Source organism: Rhizobium oryzicola (assembly GCF_030504645.1).
Taxonomy (GTDB): domain Bacteria; phylum Pseudomonadota; class Alphaproteobacteria; order Rhizobiales; family Rhizobiaceae; genus Neorhizobium; species Neorhizobium oryzicola.
The window spans coordinates 474,998-492,938 of record NZ_JAUKWQ010000004.1 but is presented as its reverse complement, the minus strand read 5'-3'; the positions used below and the strand labels follow the sequence as shown (position 1 = coordinate 492,938).

Annotated in this window: 17 protein-coding genes and 1 pseudogene; 11 read left to right on the top strand and 7 right to left on the bottom strand. The window is 60.0% G+C overall.

The features are described from left to right. Positions 1 to 5 precede the first annotated feature (5 nt). Entirely contained in the window at positions 6 to 1,475 is a 1,470-nt protein-coding gene (locus tag Q2T52_RS15750) for a M81 family metallopeptidase (protein ID WP_302077728.1), read from the top strand. 2 nt (positions 1,476 to 1,477) lie between these two features. Next, on the top strand, positions 1,478 to 2,566 hold the full coding sequence (locus Q2T52_RS15745; RefSeq protein ID WP_302077727.1) for a D-TA family PLP-dependent enzyme: 1,089 nt from the start codon (positions 1,478 to 1,480) through the stop codon (positions 2,564 to 2,566). A 24-nt stretch (positions 2,567 to 2,590) separates the two neighbouring features. Here Q2T52_RS15745 and Q2T52_RS15740 read toward each other — a convergent pair whose 3' ends face one another. After that, positions 2,591 to 3,073 (bottom strand): IS5 family transposase, encoded by a 483-nt coding sequence (locus Q2T52_RS15740; RefSeq protein WP_367187328.1) that lies wholly within the window; start codon positions 3,071 to 3,073, stop codon positions 2,591 to 2,593. A 385-nt stretch (positions 3,074 to 3,458) separates the two neighbouring features. Here Q2T52_RS15740 and Q2T52_RS15735 point away from each other — a divergent pair. The 6 genes and pseudogenes from Q2T52_RS15735 to Q2T52_RS15710 form a co-directional block, all read left to right on the top strand. Then, positions 3,459 to 5,282, top strand: a pseudogene (locus tag Q2T52_RS15735) (ABC transporter ATP-binding protein/permease); the annotation flags it as partial. A gap of 153 nt (positions 5,283 to 5,435) precedes the next feature. After that, the gene (murA, locus tag Q2T52_RS15730; protein ID WP_302077725.1) at positions 5,436 to 6,761 is read left to right on the top strand and encodes a UDP-N-acetylglucosamine 1-carboxyvinyltransferase; all 1,326 of its coding nucleotides are present in this window, start codon (positions 5,436 to 5,438) and stop codon (positions 6,759 to 6,761) included. Positions 6,762 to 6,948: 187 nt separating this feature from the next. Further along, positions 6,949 to 7,689: a septum site-determining protein MinC gene (gene minC, locus Q2T52_RS15725; protein ID WP_302077724.1), complete on the top strand. Its 741-nt coding sequence runs from the start codon at positions 6,949 to 6,951 to the stop codon at positions 7,687 to 7,689. 29 nt (positions 7,690 to 7,718) lie between these two features. Beyond that, complete coding sequence (gene minD / locus Q2T52_RS15720; protein WP_302077723.1) at positions 7,719 to 8,534, top strand: septum site-determining protein MinD; 816 nt, start codon at positions 7,719 to 7,721, stop codon at positions 8,532 to 8,534. Further along, a complete protein-coding gene (gene minE / locus Q2T52_RS15715; protein ID WP_302077722.1) occupies positions 8,531 to 8,791 on the top strand; it encodes a cell division topological specificity factor MinE in 261 nt (86 codons plus the stop codon). The genes minD and minE overlap by 4 nt, the downstream gene beginning before the upstream one ends. A gap of 68 nt (positions 8,792 to 8,859) precedes the next feature. Next, positions 8,860 to 9,357: a hypothetical protein gene (locus Q2T52_RS15710; protein WP_302077721.1), complete on the top strand. Its 498-nt coding sequence runs from the start codon at positions 8,860 to 8,862 to the stop codon at positions 9,355 to 9,357. A gap of 6 nt (positions 9,358 to 9,363) precedes the next feature. On the opposite strand, the gene Q2T52_RS15705 is transcribed toward Q2T52_RS15710, so the two are convergent. Then, positions 9,364 to 10,794, bottom strand: a complete 1,431-nt coding sequence (locus tag Q2T52_RS15705) for an aminotransferase class V-fold PLP-dependent enzyme (RefSeq protein WP_302077720.1) — start codon at positions 10,792 to 10,794, stop codon at positions 9,364 to 9,366. A gap of 99 nt (positions 10,795 to 10,893) precedes the next feature. On the opposite strand from Q2T52_RS15705, the gene Q2T52_RS15700 reads away from it, so the two are divergent. The 3 genes from Q2T52_RS15700 (at position 10,894) to Q2T52_RS15690 (ending at position 12,743) form a co-directional block, all read left to right on the top strand. Continuing rightward, positions 10,894 to 11,373: an Lrp/AsnC family transcriptional regulator gene (locus Q2T52_RS15700; RefSeq protein WP_302077719.1), complete on the top strand. Its 480-nt coding sequence runs from the start codon at positions 10,894 to 10,896 to the stop codon at positions 11,371 to 11,373. A 95-nt stretch (positions 11,374 to 11,468) separates the two neighbouring features. Further along, the gene (locus tag Q2T52_RS15695; RefSeq protein ID WP_302077718.1) at positions 11,469 to 11,852 is read left to right on the top strand and encodes an acyl-CoA thioesterase; all 384 of its coding nucleotides are present in this window, start codon (positions 11,469 to 11,471) and stop codon (positions 11,850 to 11,852) included. A gap of 108 nt (positions 11,853 to 11,960) precedes the next feature. Continuing rightward, a complete protein-coding gene (locus Q2T52_RS15690; protein WP_302077717.1) occupies positions 11,961 to 12,743 on the top strand; it encodes a DUF1194 domain-containing protein in 783 nt (260 codons plus the stop codon). Positions 12,744 to 12,752: 9 nt separating this feature from the next. Here the strand turns inward: Q2T52_RS15690 and Q2T52_RS15685 are convergent, their stop codons facing one another. The 5 genes from Q2T52_RS15685 to Q2T52_RS15665 all read right to left on the bottom strand — a co-directional run bounded on the left by Q2T52_RS15685 (position 12,753) and on the right by Q2T52_RS15665 (position 17,941). Then, positions 12,753 to 13,532: an SDR family oxidoreductase gene (locus Q2T52_RS15685; RefSeq protein WP_302077716.1), complete on the bottom strand. Its 780-nt coding sequence runs from the start codon at positions 13,530 to 13,532 to the stop codon at positions 12,753 to 12,755. Positions 13,533 to 13,599: 67 nt separating this feature from the next. Continuing rightward, positions 13,600 to 14,025, bottom strand: a complete 426-nt coding sequence (locus Q2T52_RS15680) for a metal-dependent phosphohydrolase (protein WP_302077715.1) — start codon at positions 14,023 to 14,025, stop codon at positions 13,600 to 13,602. Positions 14,026 to 14,214: 189 nt separating this feature from the next. Continuing rightward, positions 14,215 to 15,417, bottom strand: coding sequence for a mannonate dehydratase (uxuA, locus tag Q2T52_RS15675; RefSeq protein ID WP_302077714.1), 1,203 nt, complete (start codon positions 15,415 to 15,417; stop codon positions 14,215 to 14,217). Positions 15,418 to 15,427: 10 nt separating this feature from the next. Then, a complete protein-coding gene (locus Q2T52_RS15670; protein ID WP_302077713.1) occupies positions 15,428 to 16,474 on the bottom strand; it encodes an L-idonate 5-dehydrogenase in 1,047 nt (348 codons plus the stop codon). A 60-nt stretch (positions 16,475 to 16,534) separates the two neighbouring features. After that, positions 16,535 to 17,941, bottom strand: coding sequence for a TRAP transporter large permease (locus tag Q2T52_RS15665; RefSeq protein ID WP_302077712.1), 1,407 nt, complete (start codon positions 17,939 to 17,941; stop codon positions 16,535 to 16,537).

Below are 17,941 nucleotides of genomic sequence, written 5' to 3'. Positions count from 1 at the left end.
AAGCCTTGCGCATTTTTACCGCGGCCCTTGCGACCGAAACCAATACCTTCTCACCGATCTGCATCGACCGTCGCGCGTTCGAGGAATCGCTGTATGCGCCGCCCGGCCAGCATCCCGCGACGCCGACGCTGTGTACCGCACCGATCACTGTCGGGCGAAAAGTGTGCGCGGAGAAGGGCTGGACGCTGATCGAGGGAACAGCCGCTTGGGCAGATCCTGCCGGCCTCATCAACAGACAGGCCTATGAGGGCCTGCGCGACGAGATCCTCGACCAACTGAGGGCAGCCATGCCTGTGGATGCCGTGGTCATGGGCCTGCACGGCGCCATGGTGGCGGACGGTTACCTTGACCCGGAAGGCGATCTGCTCACCCGTATCCGCGAGATCATCGGGCCGGATGTGCTGCTCTGCGCGGAGCTTGACCCGCATAGCCATCTGACGGCGAAGCGCGTTGCGGCTGCGAACTTCTTCGTAGTGTTCAAGGAATTCCCGCATACGGATTTCGTCGACCGTGCCGAAGACCTCTGGCGGATCGCCGTCGATACTTTGGAAGGCCGCGTGACGCCGGTCATGTCCGTCTTCGATTGTCGTATGATCGACGTCTTCCCGACATCACGCGAGCCGATGCGCTCTTTTGTGGACAATCTGAAGCGGATCGAGGCCAGCGATGACGACGTTCTGTCGCTTTCGGTCATCCACGGTTTCATGGCCGGTGACGTTCCGGAAATGGGCACAAAGCTGATTGCCGTGACCAATGGAAAACCCGAGAAGGGCGCGGCTTTAGCGCGAGACCTCGGCCTCGATCTCTTCTCCAAGCGCGGCACCTTCATGATGCCGTCGATCGACGAGAAACAAGCCGTGACAAAGGCGCTGGAAATCGCCACCGGCCCGGTCGTGATCGCCGATATGTGGGACAATCCGGGCGGCGGCACGGCGGGTGACGCGACCGTGGTGCTGGAGGAATTATTGGCACGCGGCGTGGAGAATGTCGCCATCGGCCTGATCTGGGACCCGATCGCCGTGCAGATCTGTATGGCGGCCGGTGAAGGCGCGGAAATTCCGCTACGCTTCGGCGCCAAATCCGCGCCCGGTACCGGCAATCCCGTTGATGGCATCGTGAAGGTGGTGAAGTTGCAGAGCAACGCCGAGATGAAATTCGGCGACAGCATCGCGCCCTTCGGCGATGCGGCGCATATCCATTACCGCGGCATCGATATCATCCTCGGCAGTGTGCGCGTGCAGAGCTACGACCCGTCGCTGTTTACCGCACTGGGCGTCGACCCCTTGGCGAAACGCATCCTGGTCATCAAATCCACCAACCATTTTTATGCGGCATTTTCAAAGATCGCGAGTGAGATCCTTTACTGCTCGGCGGGTACGCCTTACCCGAACAACCCGGCGACGAATCCCTATCGACGGGTGCGCCGGGATATCTGGCCAATCATGGCCGATCCGCATGCAAGTGAGGCTGCCTGACAATGACACTACCCCGTCCTCAGATTGGCGATACCATTCAATCGCTGTCGACACCGCTTCCCGTGATCGATGAGGACCGGCTGGCTGGCAATATCAAGCGCGTTCAGGATTACATGAGCGCGCATAACCTCGCCTTCCGCCCGCATATCAAGACCCACAAGATACCGGCGCTGGCGCGTCAGCAGGTGGAAGCGGGGGCCTCGGGCATCAACTGCCAGAAGATCACCGAGGCAGAAGTGTTTGCGGATGCCGGTTTCGAGGACATCCTGATCACCTTCAACATTCTGGGTGCGGACAAGCTGGCGCGTCTGGCGGCTCTCAATGAGCGGATCTCGGGCCTGAAGGTCGTGGCCGACAGCATCGTGACCGTGACTGGCCTTGCCGCCTATTTTGCAGGGCGCAAGCCGCTGACGGTCCTGGTCGAATGCGACACCGGCGGCGGGCGCTGCGGTGTGCAGACGCCCGACGAAGCAGCCGCTCTGGCGCGCGGCATCGTCGCCAGCAAAAGTCTGATCTTCGGCGGGCTGATGACCTATCCGAAGCCCCATACAGAGGCTGCGGTCGAACATTTCTTCATCGCCACCATGGCCTATCTGGCGGTGGACGGGATCGAATGCCCGATCCGGTCGAATGGCGGCACACCCAGCCTGTTTTCGGCACACCTCGTTCCGACAGCAACGGAGCATCGGGCAGGTACCTATATCTACAATGATCGCTCCATGGCGCGCGCCGGCCATTGCTCGCTGGATGATTGCGCCATGCATATCCTGGCGACCGTCGTCTCCCGCCCCACGCCGGAGCGCGCCATTCTGGATGCGGGCTCCAAGGCACTCACCTCGGACCTGCTCGGCTTTTCCGATTACGGGTTGATTGTGGAATATCCCGATGCCGTGATCACGGGGCTTTCGGAAGAACATGCGACGGTCGATCTGTCGAAGGTCGAAGGCATCCGCCCGGAGATCGGCGAACGCGTGCGCATCATCCCCAACCATACCTGCGTTGTCTCGAACCTGTTCGACGTGATGACCTTCCACCGCGACGGCATCGTTACGCGTGTCGAGGACGTCGCGGCGCGCGGGCTGGTTTGGTGATTGCGTCCTAGGGTGAGGACTCAATCATATCCAAGCGATTATTGCTGAAACGAGAGCGATAGCTGCCATGTAATTTGTTGCGAGGCGGTCGTATCTGGTTGCGATGCGTCGCCAATTCTTGAGTCTGCAGAACAACCGCTCGATAACGTTCCTGCGGCTGTAGGATTTGCGATCCAACGGATACGGCGTCCTTCTTGCGGCTGATGATGGAATGACTGCCTTGATGTGTTGGCGCCCCAGCCAGTCCCGCAAGCTGTCGGCGTCGTAGGCTTTGCCTGCCAGGAGGCGCTTTGTCGGGCGAGCGAGTTCCAGCAATGGGATCGCCATCTTGATATCCGCAATGTTTCCGGGAGTCAGTGTGAAGGCGACCGGTCGGCCACAATCATCGGCCAAGCAATGGATTTTGCTTGTTCTTGCGCCACGCGAGGTGCCAATCGCTTGCGCCCACGCCCCCCTTTTGAGCCTTGCGCCGAGCGATGCGCCTTGATGTGGGTGCTGTCGATGGATAGCTCCTGGGGAACAGGGCCTTTGGCTGCCATCTTCTAACCCTAAGATCGGCAGCCTTTACGGCCAGAAGGCCAGCGCGGGGTCAGCGTGAGCCCCACAGTATTGAGCGCTTTGATTGAAACCCAAAAGATCAGACAAAACATAATCTTATGTCGGATCTCCATCCTCGGAACAAATTTCACAACACCACGTTCCTCTGCAGCTTGAATGAAACCATCCGAAGGGGCGCCCCAAACCCACTTTTTGATCTCCGTCAGAAGGCTTGCCCATACGGGCTAACGTCAGCGGATCGCTTGGCGCCATTCCTCCCACAATCATCTCATCTCAGGAGCAGAGATTGGCATCCCATGTCTCTCAGCCGTCCCATTCTTCCACCTTGGAAACCGAATTTACCCCTGAAGAACTGGAAAAGGCTCGAAAGCGATTCCTGCTCAAACGGTTCTGGACCAGCGCGAGAGGATACTGGAGCCGCCGGGGTGACAAGCTGGCCTGGCCGTTTTCCATCGGCCTGCTCGTTCTGATTGGTCTGAATGTCGCATTTCAATATGGCATCAACATCTGGAACCGCGGGTTGTTCGACGCCATCGAGCAGCGGCATGCGTCGACGGTTTATTTTCTGGCAGCGCTGTTTCCACCCTTGGTCGCGGGCAGCGTCATGCTCGTCACCGCACAGGTCTATGTTCGGATGAAGATCCAGCGGCGCTGGCGGTCATGGCTCACGAGCGAAATAATTGCGCGCTGGTTGGCCAATGGCCGGTACTATCAGTTGAACCTGATCGATGGCGATCATAAAAATCCGGAGGCCCGGATATCAGAAGATCTGCGGATTGCGACCGAGTCGCCGGTTGATTTCGTATCGGGCGTCATCGCCGCCTTCGTCTCTGCCTCCACCTTCATCGTCGTGCTGTGGACCATCGGCGGCGCACTGACCATTCCGGTGGCCGGACACATGGTCACCATACCCGGTTTTCTCGTCATTACGGCAGTTATCTATGCTGCCATTACGTCAAGCTCGATCGCCTTTATCGGGCGCAACTTCGTCAAAGTGTCCGAATCCAAAAACCAGGTCGAAGCGGAATTTCGCTACACGCTGACGCGTGTGCGTGAAAACGGCGAGAGCATTGCCCTTCTCGGCGGCGAGGAAGAAGAACGCAGCGATCTGGATCGCACCTTCGGCAATGTTCGCAAGCAATGGAAGCTGCTGGCCAACCAGTATATGCGCACGACGCTGGTCTCGCACGGATCGCTGCTGATTGCGCCTGTTGTGCCGGTGCTGCTCTGTGCCCCCAAATTTCTGGATGGAAGCATGACGCTCGGCCAGGTCATGCAGGCGGCCTCTGCCTTCACCATTGTGCAAAGCGCGTTTGGATGGCTGGTCGACAACTATCCCCGCCTTGCGGACTGGAACGCCTGCGCAAGGCGTGTCTCCTCCTTGATGGTCTCGCTCGATGGGCTGGAAAACGCCGAGAAGAACGATCAATTCGGCCGTATCAAGCATGGAGAAACCGACGGTAGCACCATGTTGACTCTGAACGAGCTGTCGGTCTCGCTGGACAATGGCACGGCGGTCGTCAAGGAAACCGAGGTCAAGGTGGAGCCGGGCGAGCGCGTGCTGGTGGCGGGCGAATCGGGGTCCGGCAAGAGCACGCTGGTGCGCGCCATCGCGGGGCTCTGGCCATGGGGCAACGGATTTGTCGGCTTCCGCCGAGACAGCCAGTTGTTCATGCTGCCGCAGCGACCTTACATTCCGGCGGGCACGCTCGGCCGTGCTGTCGCTTACCCTCGCCCCGCCGACAGCTGGACGAAGGAGGAGATCGGCGTCGCACTCGACAAGGTTGGATTGGGCCATCTCAGCGAAAAGATCGAGGAGGAGGCGCCTTGGGATCACACCTTGTCTGGCGGCGAGAAACAACGCCTCGCATTCGCACGGCTGCTCCTCCACGCGCCTGATATCATCGTGCTTGACGAAGCAACGTCAGCGCTCGACGAAAAGATGCAGGACAAGATCATGGAAATGCTGATCGAGGAACTTCCGACGGTCACCATTCTCAGCGTCGGCCATCGCACCGAACTGGAGGCGTTTCACAGCCGCAAGATAACCCTTGAGAAGCACGAGGGTGGCGCCCGCCTTGTCAGCGACATCGCGCTTGCACCGCGGAAACGCCGAAAGATCCTGTCCGGCTTGAAATCGCTGCGTCCGGTGCGGTGAATGGAGCCCGGGACACGGTGTTCATCAACACTCGGCTGAAACTACCTTTGCCGCATGGTAAAAAACCGTGGATTGCGATGAGCAAATATCGTCCGCTCAACAATCCGACCGAATCGGCATGTCATAAGAGGCCTCAAACGAGGGACATTCGTCATGGCCGAAGCGCTGCCACATGAAAAAGTTCAATATGTTGTCGAGGGAGGGCATCGTCTTTCGGGCGAGATCAAGCCCAGCGGCAATAAGAATGCGGCCCTGCCGATTGTTGCCGCGGCACTGCTGACGGATCAGGTTGTGCATCTGACCAATGTGCCGCGCATTCGCGATGTCGAGGCACTCGTCGAACTCATTCAGTCCGTGGGCGCGAAAGCCCGCTGGCACGGCCGCAACGAGTTGGAGATCGAAGCGAAGGAAGTGCGTCCAACCGATCTCGATCCAGCTCTTTGCGCGCGCATCCGTGCCTCCATCCTTCTCGCCGGGCCGCTGCTCGCACGTTGCGGTGAGATTACCCTGCCTCCACCAGGTGGCGACGTGATCGGTCGCCGTCGCGTGGATACGCACTTTCTGGCACTTCAGCAGCTGGGCGCCGATATCCAGGTGGATAGCGCCTATCACTTCAAGACCTCTGGACTGAAGGGCGCCGACGTTTTCCTGGACGAGCCCTCGGTCACCGGTACCGAAAATGCGCTGTGCGCCGCCGTTGCTGCACAAGGCCTGACGATCCTGTGCAACTGCGCCTCCGAGCCCCATGTGCAGGATCTCGCACATTTCCTGATCGCCATGGGCGCGCGCATCGAAGGCATCGGCACGAACACGATGATCATCCATGGGGGCCTGCCGCTGAAGGGTGCGACCCACCGCATCGGCCCTGACCATATCGAGGTCGGCTCGCTGATCGGCCTTGCGGCAGTCACTGGATCGGAGATCACGATTCGCGAAGCGGGCGTTGAGCATCTGCGCTCCACGCTGATGACCTTCGAGCGGCTGGGCATCCATTGCCGGATCGAAGGCGACGATCTGGTGGTGCCCGCCAATCAGAAGATGGCAATCCAGCCGGATTTTGGCGGGCATATCCCGAAGATCGAGGACCAGCCCTGGCCAGCCTTCCCGGCCGACACGATGTCGATTGCCATCGTCACCGCCACCCAATGCGAAGGCGTGGTGCTGATGTTTGAAAAGATGTTCGAAAGCCGCATGTTCTTTGTCGACAAGCTGATCGCCATGGGCGCGCGAATCGTTCTCTGCGATCCGCATCGCGCCATCGTCGCGGGTCCAGCCAAGTTGCGCGCTGCCCGCGTCGAGAGCCCTGACATCCGCGCCGGCATGGCGATGCTGATTGCCGCCATGTGCGCCGAAGGCACCAGTATCATCAACAATGCCCAGCAGATCGAGCGCGGTTACGAACTGATCGAAGAGCGGCTGAACGCCCTTGGCGCCCGCATTACCCGGGTTCCGCCGCGTGAAGCCGCAGCGAAGGGTTAACCTTCGCGCGCCTGGCGCAGGGACATTTCAAAAATGCCGGAAAGCCTGGTTTTCCGGCGTTTTTGCTTGCTAAGCGGTGCTGTGTCCCTCCTGCAACATGGTTAAGCCGAGCGCCGCATTAACAGCCGCGTTAACTATTTGTTAACCAAATCGGCCTTACTCCTACGTCAACGATTTGTTTACGTAGATGACCAAAGTGCTAACAGACGACGACCGCTCCATCCGCATCAAAGGCCGCTCGTTCCTGGCCGTCGTGCTTTCGCCTGCGCTTCCGCTGGATCAGTGGCTGGCACGGCTGGACGACCTTGCCGCGCGTTCCGCAGGGTTCTTTCTGACCCGCCCCGTCGTGCTTGATGTGACGGAGCTGCAGATCGATCGCGCCCAGTTGAAAGAACTTCTGGCCGAACTTTCCGCCCGAAATGTCAGCATTATGGGCATTGAAGGCGCACGCCCCTCCATGATGGCGCCCGGCATGCCGCCGGCGCTGAAGGGCGGCCGCCCCAGCGGCGATATCGAGGTCAAGCAGACGGAACCGGTCTCCGGCGAGGTGCAGACCGAGCCGCCGCGTGTCGAAATTACCGAACAGCCGCGCCCGACCCTGCAGTCGCTCGTCATCAAGGAAAGCGTCAGGTCAGGTCAGTCTGTCATATTTGCCGAAGGTGACGTGACCATTCTCGGTTCGGTGTCTTCCGGTGCGGAAGTCATCGCGGGCGGGTCCGTGCACATCTACGGAAGCCTGCGTGGTCGCGCCATGGCCGGCTCCGTAGGCAATACATCCGCACGGATCTTCTGCCGCAAGCTGGAAGCCGAACTGGTGGCAATCGACGGCATCTACAAGATGGCCGAAGACCTCTCGCCAGATCTCATCGGCCATCCTGCCCAGCTGTGGCTCGAGGGTGATGCGATCTTGGCAGATAAAATGAATTGAGCCGAATCCGGCAGTTACAGGAGATGAAGATGGGGAAGGTAATCGTCGTTACGTCAGGTAAGGGCGGGGTTGGCAAGACCACTTCGACCGCAGCATTGGGTGCTGCCCTGGCACAGAGAAACGAAAAAGTCGTCGTCGTGGATTTCGATGTCGGGCTCCGCAACCTCGACCTCGTCATGGGCGCAGAACGCCGCGTGGTCTACGACCTGATCAACGTGATCCAGGGCGACGCCAAGCTGACCCAGGCACTGATCCGCGACAAACGGATGGAAAACCTGTTCCTGCTGCCGGCGTCCCAGACTCGCGACAAGGACAATCTGACGGCTGAAGGCGTCGAGAAGGTCATCGGCGAACTGAAGAAGTATTTCGACTGGGTGATCTGCGACAGCCCGGCCGGCATCGAACGCGGCGCAACCCTTGCCATGCGCCATGCCGATATCGCCGTTGTTGTAACCAATCCGGAAGTCTCTTCCGTTCGCGACAGCGACCGCATCATCGGCCTGCTGGATTCCAAGACGCTGAAGGCAGAGCGCGGCGAGCGCATGGAAAAACACCTGCTTCTGACCCGCTATGACGCGGTTCGTGCCGAGCGCGGCGATATGCTGAAGGTGGACGACGTTCTGGAAATCCTGTCGATCCCGCTGGTGGGCATCATTCCGGAAAGCTCGGATGTGCTGCGCGCCTCTAACGTCGGCGCGCCGGTCACGCTGGCAGAGCCCCGTAGTGCCCCTGCCATGGCCTATTTCGAAGCCGCACGCCGTCTGGCAGGCGAAGACATTCCGGTCACCATTCCGGAAGAAAAGCGTGGCCTGCTCGGCAAGATCTTCGCACGGAGGGCCGCATGAGTCTGTTCCGTCTTTTCCGCAAACAGCAATCGGCGCCGACGGCGCGCGAGCGTTTGCAGGTTCTTCTGGCCCATGAGAGAGCCTCCAACGGCAGCGACCTCGTGGCTGTGTTGCGCGAGGAAATCCTGGCTGTGATCGCCAAGCATGTGCAGGTTGATCACGATAAGGTGCAGGTGAAGATGGATCGCGATGAGCATGTCTCGATCCTGGAGATCGACGTGGAGATCCCGCTGCACGCCACGATGAAGGCAGCCTGACCTGATCTTTCAACGGCCCGCCATCACAGGCGGGCCGTTTTGCATTTGTCCGTTGAAGGAGCCCATCCGTGTCACACTTTCCCCTCAGGCTTAGCCTCTCCCTCGTTCTCATACTGGCCGGTTCGGCATCTGCCGCCTCGCCTGTCGTGATCGAGGAATCCGGTGTCGCGCCGATCAAGATCGGCATGACGCTGAAGGAGGCAAAGGGCGCAATAAAGTCGCTGAAGCCCTTTGGCACCGACAAGGACGAGTGCCGCGTGGCACGGGTTGTCCAGCCCAAGATGGATCTGCTGATCGAAAACGGCAAAGTCACGCGCATCTACGTGACGGATAAGACGCTCTCCACCGCCAAGGGCATCCATGTCGGTAGCTCTGAAGCGGATCTGAAGAAAGCCTATGGCGCCGCGCTGAAGATCGAGCCCGGCAAATACGACGACAAGAGCCACAGCATCCAGTTGCTCGGCGCCAATGGCGTCGGCATCGGCTTCGAGACCGACGGCAAGATGGTAAAGGAAATCAGCGTCGGTACCGCTGCCGCACTTCAGTATGTGGAAAAGTGCGGCTGAGGACTCTCACGCAGCCTTGGGCGCAAAAATCGCGCGGGCCGGGTCGACGCCGTAGACGTGCTCATAATCGGCAGCATCGGATGCCAGCTGCAGCACGCTTTCCAGAATGAAGCGCACCTTTTCCTCTGGCAGCAATACGCTGAAGTTCAGCCGCGTAAAGCCGGGCTTTTCCATTTCGTCACCGGCCAGGATGGATTGCCGCAGCCGTTCAGACTCTTCCGGTCCGATATCGAGCAGGCGATGGACATAAGGGCCGGCGCAGGCGCAACCGCCGCGGGCCTGGATGCCGAAACGGTCGCTGAGCATGCGTGTCACCAGCTGCTGATGGATGTAGCCGCCCTGCGGATGGCGGATGCGGAAGGAGAAGATCGGCAGGCGCTCGATGCTCAGATCACCCAGGATTTCGATGGCGGGATGATTACTCCAGGCCGCCATGGCGCTCGCGGCAAGAATCTGGTTCCTCTCAGCCATTACCTGTTCGCCGATCGCCTCCTTCACCAGAAAGGCCAGCGCAGCGCGGATATCACCCACCACGTTGGGGGTGCCGGCTTCTTCGCGGGCTTCCAGCGAAGTCGCATAATCATGCGCCGTCGGCGACACGAAACGGACGGTGCCACCGCCCGGCCAGCTGGGCTTATCCATGACTACGGCATCGCGGCGAACGATCAGGACGCCGGAGGCACCGGGACCGCCAATGAACTTGTGCGGCGATACGACGATCGCATCGATCCCGGCATCCGGCGCGGGCTGCATGCGGATCGGCAGATAGGGTCCGCCGCCAGCGTAATCCCAGATCACCAATGCTCCGCCCGATTTGGCAATGCGCGTGACGGCTTCAACATCGGTCACGATGCCCGTGACATTAGAGGCTGCGGAGAAGGAGCAGATCACGCGATCGAAGCCGTTCGACTGTGCCAACACATCCGCCAATATCTCGCGGTCCGGCCCGCCTTCCTCACATTCCGGAATCTCGACAAGATCGGCACGGGATTCGCGCCAGGGCAGAATGTTGGAGTGATGCTCATACGGGCCGATGATGACACGAACCCTCTCGCGGTTCGCGCCGAACAGGTTGACGAGACGATTGATGCCCGCCGTCGCACCAGAACCGGCAAAGATTACCGCATGGCGCTCATCCGCACCGCAGCACTTTGCAATAACCGCCCTCGCCTCACGGCGAAGCCTCGTCATCATGCCTCCACAATAGGAGGCTTCCGTATGGCTGTTGGCGTAATAGGGCAGAACCTCTTCCAGCATGAACTGCTCGATCTGCATGAGCGCGCGCCCGGACGCCACATAATCCGCATAGACCATCGGCTTCGGTCCGAACGGTCCATCGACTTTGGCGGACTTTCCGACCAATCCATGCTGCAGGGATGACAAGACATCACCCTCCGTCAGGGACTGGAAAAACCGTGCCAGCAGACCGTCGCTCATCATCTTGGTTCCCTTATTTTTTGATTTGCAGATGATAGGGATTGCAACACGGGGAATTCATCATCTATTTTTGCAGAATTGATCTCAAGGTTCGATCATATGAACGATGAAATTGTCACTATCGACCATATTGATCGACGCATTCTTACCTGCCTGCAACAGGATGGCAGCCTCTCTCAACGCGAGTTGGCAGAACGCGTCGGCCTTTCACAGAATGCCTGCTGGCGGCGCCTGCAGCGCTTGCAGGATACGGGCGTGCTTGGACGCCTGCAGGCGCAGGTGGATCTCGATGCGCTGGGTATCGACCTCACTATCTTCGTGATGATCCGCACCCGCCATCATTCCAAGGAATGGTCGGAGAGCTTTCGCAAGCATGTGGAGAAACTGCCGGAGGTGGTCGACTTCTACCGGATCGGCGGCGATTGGGATTATCTGCTGAAGGTCGTCACGCGCGGCATGCGCGGCTATGACGCCTTCTATCAGAAGCTCATCACCGACTTCGATTTTTCAACGGTGACCGGCTTTTTTTCCATGGAAGCCATCCTGAAGAACCGGCCGACAGATCTGACTCGACTATGAGCGCATGCAATGCGGCTATGCAGGAAGATCAATTGAAGCCGCGAGAGAACGCCGTACATGAATTGTGCAATGCACAAATGACGAAAGGCGATTTCATGACGGAAACCTCAGAACCTCAAGGCGAACTGACCCTACGCACCTTGGCCATGCCTTCGGATGCCAATCCGGCCGGCGATATTTTCGGCGGCTGGGTGATGGCGCAGATGGATATCGCCGCCGGTATTGCCTCATCGGAACGCGCACGGGGCCGCACCGTGACCGCTGCCGTGAAGGAGATGACCTTCCGCCAGCCGATCAAGGTTGGCGACACGCTTTGCGTCTATACCAGCGTCACGCATGTCGGACGCACATCCATGGTGCTGCAGGTGGAATGCTGGGTGCGGCGCCAGTTTTCCGAAACACGGCAGAAAGTCACCGAAGGCAGCTTCGTGATGGTTGCGCTGGATGACGAGGGCAAGCCACGTGCCGTCGACGCTTAGAGCGTTTTCCAACTGTCACTAAAATGTGAAGTTCGCCGAAAAGGCTTCCGTCGCTGCCTGTGAAAGCTGTGTTACAGTTTTTGCGATTTCGCCGTGACGGGATTTGCCATGCTGACGACGCTTGCAATGCTCATGTCACTGACGGCTGGTGCGGCACAACCCGCGCTTTCCGCCCGCGCCTCCAACGAGGTGGATGTCGAGCTGGTGCTCGCCGTCGATACCTCGCGCTCAATGGATTACGAAGAATCGAGGATCCAGCGGGATGGCTATGTGGCAGCCCTGCAGCACCCGGATTTCATCCGCGCCGTCAAGGAAGGGCTGACCGGCCGCATCGCAATCAGCTATTTCGAATGGGCGGGTGAAGTCCAGATGGATTCCATCCTCGACTGGCAGATCATTGCCACCGCCGAGGACGCCAAGGCCTTTGCCGACAAGCTTGCGGCGCGCCCGATCAATACACAGAGGCGCACCTCGATTTCCGCAGCGATCGCCTATGGTTCCAGTTCGCTCGTCAGCAATGCCTTTAAGGGCATGCGACAGGTCATCGATATTTCCGGCGACGGCCCCAACAACATCGGCGCGCCTGTGGCCGAGGTGCGCGACAAGGCGGTTGCCGCCGGCATCATCATCAACGGGCTGCCGCTGTTGATCCGCCCCTCTGTCGATTCCGACAAGCTGGATCAATATTATGCGGACTGCGTGATCGGGGGCCCCGGATCGTTCGTCATACCCGTTCACAAGATAGAGGACTTTGCGAGCGCCGTGCGCCGCAAGCTCATCATCGAGGTCAGCGGCATCGAGCCGCCCGCTTCTCTTCGCCGCATCGCGCAAGGTTCAAGGACGGACTGCATGATGGGCGAAAAGCAGTGGCAGAACTTCATGGACCGCTGAGATTGGTCCTTATCGCAGCAACCCCTGCCCGCCATCCACAAAAACGGGCGTTCCAGTGACGTGATGAGATGCGTCTGAAGCCAGAAAGGCAATCACTTCGGCCACGTCATTGCTATGGCCTGGCTTGCCGCCGGTAATCGGAATTTCGCCCGCCGGCCATTCCACCGGCACTTCCGTCTCTTCGCGGTCGCGGATGCTGGTATTGTCGTTGATGCGGGTCTCGATCTCGCCCGGGCAGACGGCATTGACGCGGATATTGTGCTTGCCAAGTTCCAGTGCCAGCTGCTGTGCCATCGCCACCTGCCCGGCCTTGGTCGCGCTATAGGCGGTGGCGCCTGGCGTGGTGAAGGTGCGGTTGCCGTTGATGGACGAGACCAGAATGATTGATCCGCCCTCCCTCTTCAGGTGGGGGACCGTAAAGTGCAGCGTGAGGTAGGTGCCGCGAAGGTTGATGGCGATGGTGCGATCCCATTCCTCCGGCTTCAGGTCGTCGATGGCTGCCCAGACACCGTTGATGCCGGCATTGGCAACCACGATATCAATCCGGCCAGCAGCCCCCACCAAATCCTTCACCGCCTGCTCCATCTCCTCCGCATTCGAGACATCCGCAAGCAGCACCACCGATTCGCCACCAGCCTTGGCAATTTCCACGGCGACATCTTCGATTTCATCGCGCGTATGGCTGAGAAGCCCAACGCAGACACCTCTCTCCGCGAGCTTCAGTGCCGTCGCGCGTCCGATGCCGGAACCTGCACCGGTGACCAATGCCACTTTGGAAGTGAGATCCATATTGCTGTCCCTGCCTTGCTTTCCGTTACCGGCGCATCAACAGGAAAAGCGCAAGTTTGTTCCGCAATCAGTCGGTTGCGGCGAGAATACGCAAGGCCTCTTCATACTTGAAGCCATCGCCACCCATGCGCCGCATCTGGTCCAGATTATCGAGGAGGTCGGCCCGTTTCACGGGTCGCGCCAGGGGATTGGCGATCGCACGCCGCACGAAATCGAAATAATCCTCGCCCGCCCGTTTCGTCATGGCGTCGATGGCTGCGAGGATATCAGCGGCGAAACCCTCCCTCGCCAGACGCTCCGGCGTCCAACCGGGGGCCTTTTCCACCACGTCATGCAGCCATGCAACGATCTTGCTATCTTCGCCCTGCACAAGCGCCACCACGCGGCGAACATGCTCGATAAAGGGCTCGCCGATCTTGTCCGACTGCCCCTTATGCGCATTGTTGGCGATGCTTTCTGCCCTTTGTAGCAGGGTAATGTGAATGACCGTCATGACCGCACGCCCTCCGCTCGTCTGCCATTATAGCTGAAAAGCGGGCCAGCCAAAGTCAAGTTGCTTACGTGATCCCATGGCCCATCTAAAGCGTGTCGCGCGAAACTGTGTAGCGGTTTTGCGATGACCACATGCTGGAAAACAAGGACCCGAAGCATGTTGGTTGAGGCTGATGAGCCGCAATATGCTTTAGGGGCTCCCCAATCCATATCGCGCATGCGTCAGCGCCCGTTCGATGCCGCGCAATTCCGCCAGGCCCTTGAGACGCCCAATAGCGGGATAGCCCGGCTGCGCGCCGCGCGTCAGGTCATCCAGAATTTCCTGCCCGTGATCCGGCCGCATGGGGATTTCGTGATCCTCGCGGCCCTCCTCCCGTCGCCGCGCCTCTTCGGAGACGAGGGCGGCGATCACGGCCACCATATCGGTGCCGCCCTCCAGATGCTCATCCTCAAAGAAGGAGCAGGGCACCGTATCCGTGTCCCGCGTGACGTTGCGCAGATGGACAAAATGAATGCGATCGGCAAAGCGGGTGGCGATGAAGGGCAGATCGTTATCCGCCCGCGCACCAAGCGAACCAGTGCAGAAGGTGACGCCGTTGGCGCGCGCATTCACCTGATCCAGCATGTGGGCATAATCGGCCTCCGTCGACAGAATGCGCGGCAGGCCAAGCAGTGGCCATGGTGGATCATCCGGATGCGCGCAGATGTTGATGCCCGCCTGTTCGGCCACGGGTGTGACTTCGGTGAGGAAATCCACGAGGTTCTGCTGCAGGCGCTCCCGGTTGATGCCGTGATAGGTGCGAAGCTTTTCCAGCAACTGATTCAGTGTATAGCCATCCGCCGAGCCGGGCAGGCCCGCACCGATATTCTTTCCCAATGCGGCAATCTTCGCATCGGTCATCTCGGAGAAGCGTCGGGCAGCATCCTCGCGCAGCCAGTCGGGATAATCCTGTGTGGCATCCGGGCGCTTCAGGATATGCAGATCGAAGGCCACAAAATCCGTCAGTTCGAAGCGCATGGCCTTGGCGCCGTGGCGAGTTTCCCAGCGAAGATCCGTACGGGTCCAGTCAAGAATGGGCATGAAATTGTAGCAGACCGTGCGGATGCCGGATGCAGACAGCCGCCGCAGCGTTTCCTGCCAGTTGGCGATATGCCGCTTCCAGTCGCCGGTCTGGGTCTTGATGTCCTCGGAGACCGGAACGCTTTCCACCACATCCCAATAAAGCCCACCGGCCTTGATCTCCTCATGTCGCCTGGCAATTTCATCGACAGGCCAGACCTCGCCTGTCGCGATGTGATGGAGCGCGCTGACAATGCCCTTGGCACCCGCCTGCGCGGCATCCTGCACACTCACTTTGTCGATCGGCCCGAACCAGCGCCAGGTATGTCTCATGTCTTATCCTCTAATGTCCCGCAAAGGTCAGCTGCACCTTGCAGGCGGCGGTTCTGTCGCCCGCCTGCTCGAAGGCTTCAACGGCCTGTTCCAGGGGAAATCTGTGGGAAATAATGGGCCGCACATCGATGGCGCGGCTGGAAATAAGCTGCACGGCCTGCGCGAATTCCGCGTGGAACCGCTGCGATCCGCGCCAGACGATTTCCTTGCCGACCAGGGCGTTGAGCGGGATGGTCATATCGCCGGTGACGCCCACCTGCACCAGCGTTCCGCGCGGTTTGATGGCCGCAAAGGCCGCGCGCAGAGCGGGACCCGCGGCAGAGCAGTCGAACACGACGTCAAAGCTGCCCTTGTTTTCCTGATAGGGCAGCAGCGCCTCCGGATCTCTTGCGACATTGATGGTCTTCGTCGCACCCATCGCGGGCGCGCGCGCCAGGGCCGCATCCGTCAGGTCGGTCACCACAATCGTTTCCGCACCGGCATGGCGCAGGGCGGCCACCACCAGCAGGCCGATCGGGCCGGCACCCGTCACCAGAACCTGCTTGCCCCTGACATCGCCAGCCTGCGCCACCGCGTGCAGGCACACAGCCAGCGGTTCTGAGCAGGCCGTCTCACCCGGTGAAACGCCATCCGCCACCGCATGGCACTGGATGGCGGGCACCACGAGGCGGTCTCGGAACAGGCCGTTTTCATGCGGCAGGCGCATGGCCGACCCCATGAAGCGCATGTTCAGGCAATGGATCGGCTGGTTGATCCGGCAGTATCCGCAGGTCCCGCAGGGCTGCGACGGGTTGACGGCGACCAGTTGGCCAACATCAAACCCGGTTACGCCTTCGCCGACGGCTTCGACAAAACCGGAAGCCTCATGCCCGGCGATGATCGGTTCGCGCACCCGCACCGGCCCAAAGCCCCCATCCTGATAGTAATGCAGATCGGAGCCGCAGATGCCGCCGGCAGCCATGGCCAGCAGGACCTCGCCCCTGCCGGGGTTCTGATAATCGAGTTCTTCGACCTTGAGGTCGCGTGTTCCGTGCAGACGGGCAACCCGCGTCTTCATGCTGGAAAGCCTTTCGCATGTGGAAGAATTGCCCCGCACGCAATCGCGCGGGGCTTTTGGTCAGCGGATCAGCCCCATTTCCTGCGGCAGCCACAAGGTGATCGCCGGGATGAAGGTGATGAGCAGCAGGGCAATGATCAGCGGCACCAGCCAGGGGATGATCGCCATCGTCGTGCGCTCGACGGACAGTCTCGCCACGCGCGACAGAACGAACAGCACCATGCCGAGCGGCGGATGCAGGAGACCGATCATCAAATTGAGCGTCATGATCAGGCCGAAATGCACCGGATCGATGCCGAACTGCTTGACCAGCGGCAGGAGGATCGGGACGAGAATGGTGATGGCCGCGATCGTATCGAGGAAGCAGCCGACGAACAGCATCAGCAGGTTCACCAGGATCAGGAAGATCCATTTGTTATTGGTGATCGAGAGAATGCCGTCGGAGAGAAGCTGTGCCGTTTGGCTGACCGTCAGAAGCCAGGCAAAGACGGAGGCCGCGGCGACGATGAACAGCACGGATGCCGTCGTCTCCACCGTATCCAGCGTTGCCTTCGCCACCGTCTTGAAGGTCATGGTGCGATAGCGCACCATGCCGAGAAAGAGTGACCACAGCACGGCAGCGACCGCGGCCTCCGTCGGCGTGAACCAGCCCATGGTCATGCCACCAATCAGGATGACGGGCGTCATCAACGCCATGACGGCGGAGAAGTCGAAATACCAGTCGCAGAGCAGCAGCACGATCAGCGCAATGAGGATCGACCAGTTGAGCGACAGTCCAGCGAGCGTCAGCAACCAGATGCCGGTCGGAACCATCATCACCACAAAGACTTCGAAGGACGCGCCGAACAGCTTTTTGATGCTGAAATCCGTGTCCGAACCCCAGCGCTTCACATAGGCGAAGATCGCCACCGTGCCCATCATCAGCACCGTCATGACAACACCCGGAATGATGCCAGCCATGAACAGGGCACCGATCGAGACATTAGCCATCATGCCGTAGATGACGAAGGGCAGGGACGGTGGGAAGATGGGGCCAAGCGTTGCCGATGCGGCGGTGACGCCAACCGCCGTTTCGACGGGATAGCCGTGGTCGCGCATGGCCTTGATCTCGATGGTGCCGATACCGGCGGCATCGGCGAGCGCTGTGCCGGACATGCCGGAAAACACCACCGAGCCGATGATGTTGACCTGTGCGAGGCCGCCCTTCATCCAGCCGACCAGGGCCACGGCAAAGGAGTAGATACGGCCGGTGACGCCGGCAATGTTCATCAGGTTGCCGGCCAGGATGAAGAAGGGCACGGCGAGCAGCGGAAAGCTTTCCACGCCCGCAATGAGCCGCTGGGCGGCGATGATATCAGGCGCGACATTGTAAAAGACGATGTAGAGGACCGATGAGACCGCCATCGACACCGCCACCGGCAGGCCGATCAGCATCAGGACGAGGAAAGAACCGATCAGAAGCAGCAT

Excerpts from the sequence above, each read along its gene's own strand:
- Q2T52_RS15745 (WP_302077727.1), top strand. The coding sequence starts at position 1,478 with ATGACACTACCCCGTCCTCAGATTGGCGATACCATTCAATCGCTGTCG.
- murA (WP_302077725.1), top strand. The coding sequence starts at position 5,436 with ATGGCCGAAGCGCTGCCACATGAAAAAGTTCAATATGTTGTCGAGGGA.
- minC (WP_302077724.1), top strand. The coding sequence starts at position 6,949 with ATGACCAAAGTGCTAACAGACGACGACCGCTCCATCCGCATCAAAGGC.
- minD (WP_302077723.1), top strand. The coding sequence starts at position 7,719 with ATGGGGAAGGTAATCGTCGTTACGTCAGGTAAGGGCGGGGTTGGCAAG.
- minE (WP_302077722.1), top strand. The coding sequence starts at position 8,531 with ATGAGTCTGTTCCGTCTTTTCCGCAAACAGCAATCGGCGCCGACGGCG.
- Q2T52_RS15705 (WP_302077720.1), bottom strand. The coding sequence starts at position 10,794 with ATGAGCGACGGTCTGCTGGCACGGTTTTTCCAGTCCCTGACGGAGGGT.
- Q2T52_RS15700 (WP_302077719.1), top strand. The coding sequence starts at position 10,894 with ATGAACGATGAAATTGTCACTATCGACCATATTGATCGACGCATTCTT.
- Q2T52_RS15695 (WP_302077718.1), top strand. The coding sequence starts at position 11,469 with ATGACGGAAACCTCAGAACCTCAAGGCGAACTGACCCTACGCACCTTG.
- Q2T52_RS15690 (WP_302077717.1), top strand. The coding sequence starts at position 11,961 with ATGCTGACGACGCTTGCAATGCTCATGTCACTGACGGCTGGTGCGGCA.
- Q2T52_RS15685 (WP_302077716.1), bottom strand. The coding sequence starts at position 13,532 with ATGGATCTCACTTCCAAAGTGGCATTGGTCACCGGTGCAGGTTCCGGC.
- Q2T52_RS15680 (WP_302077715.1), bottom strand. The coding sequence starts at position 14,025 with ATGACGGTCATTCACATTACCCTGCTACAAAGGGCAGAAAGCATCGCC.
- uxuA (WP_302077714.1), bottom strand. The coding sequence starts at position 15,417 with ATGAGACATACCTGGCGCTGGTTCGGGCCGATCGACAAAGTGAGTGTG.
- Q2T52_RS15670 (WP_302077713.1), bottom strand. The coding sequence starts at position 16,474 with ATGAAGACGCGGGTTGCCCGTCTGCACGGAACACGCGACCTCAAGGTC.
- Q2T52_RS15665 (WP_302077712.1), bottom strand. The coding sequence starts at position 17,941 with ATGCTGCTTCTGATCGGTTCTTTCCTCGTCCTGATGCTGATCGGCCTG.